At 35.5% G+C, this 4,200-nt stretch carries 2 protein-coding genes and 1 tRNA gene; 1 reads left to right on the forward strand and 2 read right to left on the reverse strand.

All coding sequences use genetic code 11. The features are described 5' to 3' along the window. Position 1 precedes the first annotated feature (1 nt). A tRNA-Arg gene (locus PHO43_RS09735) sits at positions 2-75 on the reverse strand. Between the two features lie 74 nt (positions 76-149). Beyond that, positions 150-1,484, reverse strand: coding sequence for an NADP-specific glutamate dehydrogenase (locus tag PHO43_RS09740; protein ID WP_045090573.1), 1,335 nt, complete (start codon positions 1,482-1,484; stop codon positions 150-152). Between the two features lie 473 nt (positions 1,485-1,957). Here PHO43_RS09740 and PHO43_RS09745 point away from each other — a divergent pair. After that, a partial coding sequence (locus PHO43_RS09745) for an inorganic phosphate transporter (RefSeq protein ID WP_288012124.1) occupies positions 1,958-4,200 on the forward strand: 2,243 nt, incomplete at its 3' end.

A 4,200-nucleotide genomic window follows, 5' to 3' on the forward strand; every position in this document is an offset into this window, starting at 1 on the left:
GTGATCCGAGCGGGATTCGAACCCACGACCCACAGCTTAGAAGGCTGTTGCTCTATCCAGCTGAGCTACCGGACCATTCTTTTTTATTCAGGATGCAAAAATACTGCATTTCTCAGAATAAAAAAAATAAAATTTGAATTGAATTTCAATTATAATATTCCTTGACCCATCATTGCCTTGGCAACTTTCATAAATCCTGCAATATTTGCCCCTTTTTGATAATTTATGTAGCCATCACTTTCAGTCCCATATTTTACACAATTCTCATGAATATTACCCATTATCCATTTCAACTTCTCATCCACCTGCTCTGATGGCCAGCTCAGTCGTTCTGAATTTTGTGTCATTTCTAGGCCTGAAACTGAAACTCCACCTGCATTTGCAGCTTTACCGGGAGCATAAAGTATTTTATTCTCGATGAAAATATCAATTGCTTCTGGTGTGCTTGGCATATTTGCACCTTCTGAAACTGCAAATACTCCATTTTTTATAAGCATTTCAGCATCCTGCTGATCTATTTCATTCTGAGTTGCTGAAGGCAGTGCTATATCCCCCTTCTCACCCCATGGACGAGCACCAGGAACATATTTACAACCAAACTCCTCTGCATATTCACGAATTCTTCCTCTATATAGATTTTTGAGTTCCATTACAAACTTAAGCTTCTCTTCATCTATACCGTCAGGATCGTAGATATATCCATCAGAATCAGAAAGAGTTACCGGAATAGCACCTAGCTCAATCAGTTTTTCACAAGTATATTGTGCTACATTGCCTGAGCCCGAAACAAGACATTTTTTCCCTTTTATGTCTATATTACGGGTTTTGAGCATCTCAAGTAAAAAGTAAACATTGCCATAGCCTGTTGCTTCGGGACGTATTAAAGAACCTCCAAACTCGCGGCCTTTACCTGTAAATGTTCCTGTAAACTCGCCGGCTAATTTTTTGTATTTACCAAACATATAGCCTACCTCTCTTCCCCCAACACCAATATCACCCGCTGGTACATCAGTATCAGGACCAATAACTCTCCACAAACCTTCAACAAAAGCCTGGCAAAATCGCATCACTTCAGCATCAGACTTTCCTCTTGGAGAGAAATCTGAACCACCTTTGGCTCCACCCATTGGCAGAGTGGTAAGTGCATTTTTAAATGTCTGTTCAAAAGCTAAAAATTTAAGTATAGAAGGTGAAACTGAGGCATGAAATCTTATTCCACCTTTGTAAGGACCAATTGCATTATTATGTTGTACCCTGTAACCCATATTGGTATGAACCCTACCCTGATCATCAGTCCAAGTTACACGGAAAGTATGTATTTTGTCGGGTATTATTAATCGCTCTATTAGGTTTGCTTTTTCAAACTCGGGATGTTCGTTATAAACTTCTTCTATTGATTCCACTACCTCTTTAACTGCCTGAAGATACTCTGGCTCGTTAGGAAAACGCATTTTTACTGAATTAACAACTTCTGATGATTTCATTTTAATTTTAATTTATTATACCCTTTAATGCTCTTTGTTGCAGAGAAATTTAACAAATAATCAATTTGAAATGCAAAGTTAAGTAATAATTTCTATTTCTAAAATATTACAGCAATATATACGTTTTCTGTTACTAAAACTGCTACTTTTTTAGATTTTTGTAAATTGGTATAAATACTATTGCTCCTGACATTATTATTGATACAATAGTAAACGCCGTTAGCTCTGCATATAAGAAAATATATACTACGAGCACTATCCATAAGATGATTATGGATGCTATTTGAGATTGAGATAGTTTTTTTCTTGCCATAAAGTAAAGATAGGTATTTACATTAAAACTCGATTGATATTATGTTACAATTTATAAACTTTTAGAGTTATCTTTTGATACATTTAAGTTAAGTTACTGTTAAACTACAACCAAATTGTTTTAACTTTGCCCCTGTTATAAAATCAACAAATTACTATCAATGGATTCAATTTATTTGATTATTGTAATTGTTCTGCTTGGATTGGCAGTACTAGACCTAATAGTTGGAGTTTCAAATGATGCTGTTAATTTCCTGAATTCCAGCATAGGCTCCAAAGTAGCACCTATTAGAATAATTTTTGCAGTTGCTGCTCTTGGAATTTTATTAGGTACTATGTTCTCAAGTGGGATGATGGAGGTTGCAAGAAGTGGGGTGTTTTATCCGGAAAAATTCACTTTTCCATCAATAATGATGCTTTTTTTGGCAGTAATGCTTACTGATGTTATACTGCTAGATCTCTTTAACACCTTCGGGTTACCAACTTCAACAACAGTTTCGCTTGTATTTGAACTATTAGGTGCTTCAGTAGCTGTTGCACTCTACACAATCTGGACTACTGAATCCGGTGGTAACCTTGGAGAATTTATAAACAGTGGTAAAGCACTTGCAATTATTACCGGTATTTTTACATCTATTGCAATAGCATTTTTGGTAGGTTCTATCATTATGTATATATCACGAATAATATTTTCTTTCAACTATAAAAAACCTTTTAAATACCTTGGAGCACTCTGGGGAGGTATCGCTCTTACTGCAATTACTTATTTTGCTGTGTTCAAAGGTCTTAAAGGTAGTGTATTAGTTAGTTCCGAACTACTTGCATATCTTGAGGGCAATATGGGGATGGCATTACTATATACACTTGGAACTTGGACTATTTTAATGGCTATACTTCAGCATATTTTCAGAGTTAAAATACTGAAGGTGATCGTCTTGTCCGGAACAGCTGCTCTTGCTATGGCTTTTGCAGGGAACGATTTGGTAAACTTCATAGGAGTATTCATGGCCGGTTTTGACTCTTTCCATATAGCGCAGGAGGTAGTTGCATCCGGAGGTGATTTGAATACACTATATATGGGCAAGCTTTCTGAACCTGTTGTTGCAAATATATATTGGTTACTTGGTGCAGGAACACTAATGATTTTATCATTATTCCTTTCTAAAAAGTCACGTACAGTTTCAAATACAGAGGTTAATCTTGCGAGAAAAGGTGAAGGAATAGAGCGTTTTTCATCATCACCTTTATCACGTTCAATTGTAAGAGGCAGTCTCACTTTGAGTAAATCAATAAGCACTATTATTCCTGAATCGATGAAAAAGTTTATCGATAAAAGATTTGAACCTGTAGAACTTGAAAATAAAGCTTCTTTTGACTTAATAAGAGCCTCTGTAAACCTCACTGTTTCTGCAATGCTTATCTCGCTTGGTACATCATTGAAACTGCCACTTTCAACTACATTTGTTACTTTTATGGTTGCAATGGGTAGTTCATTAGCCGATCGTGCCTGGGGCCGTGAAAGTGCTGTATATCGTATAAATGGTGTATTGACAGTTGTAGCAGGATGGTTTTTAACCGCACTTGTAGCTTTTTCTGCAGCATTGGCAGTTGGCCTCTTTCTTATGTGGGGTGGTAAAATTGCAATAGTAATTATGATTGCTATTGTTGTAATTATGTTACTTAAATCGAGCAAGCTTCATACAAAAAGAAAATCAAAAGAAGAACAGCAACAACAAGTTTTATCAACTAAGGATCAGCTTATTACATCATGCAACAATGATGTACATATGGTACTGGACAGGACCCTATGGATTTTAAAGAAAGTGATAGATGGACTGAATGATGAGAATAGGAAATCAGCCCGTAAGGCAATGAATGAAGCTATCGAGTTATATGAAAAATTTAAAGATAAACGTGATTACGAGGTTGTACCTACTATTGAAAGTATTCAGATGAATGCATTGGATCTTGAGCAGGAGTATGTCCAGCTGGTAGATTATTCATATGAACTAACAAAATCTTTAAAGGCGATTTCAGAGTCAACATTCAATTATATAAATAATAATCACTCTGCCTTCTCTAAGGAGCAGATTGATGATTTAAAGGTGTTTTACAACACTCTGACTGATGTTTTCAATTGTTATAATGAAATGGAGAAAACAGGTGACTACAGTAAATTTAATAAGGTTACAAACTTAAGAGATTTCATTCTTGAACTTAACCCTAAATTGACAAAACGTCAAATTAAAAGAGTAAAAGAGGGGGTTTCCAGTACACGTAATAGTATACTATTCCTTAACTTGGTGAATGAATCAAAAATTGTAACATTACAATCGGGTAATCTGATAAAATCACATCGTAATTTCAGAGAACAATCATCAAAACATAGTATGACAATGATTGG

This window comes from Lascolabacillus sp., assembly GCF_028696275.1.
Taxonomy (GTDB): Bacteria; Bacteroidota; Bacteroidia; order Bacteroidales; family Dysgonomonadaceae; genus Proteiniphilum; species Proteiniphilum massiliensis.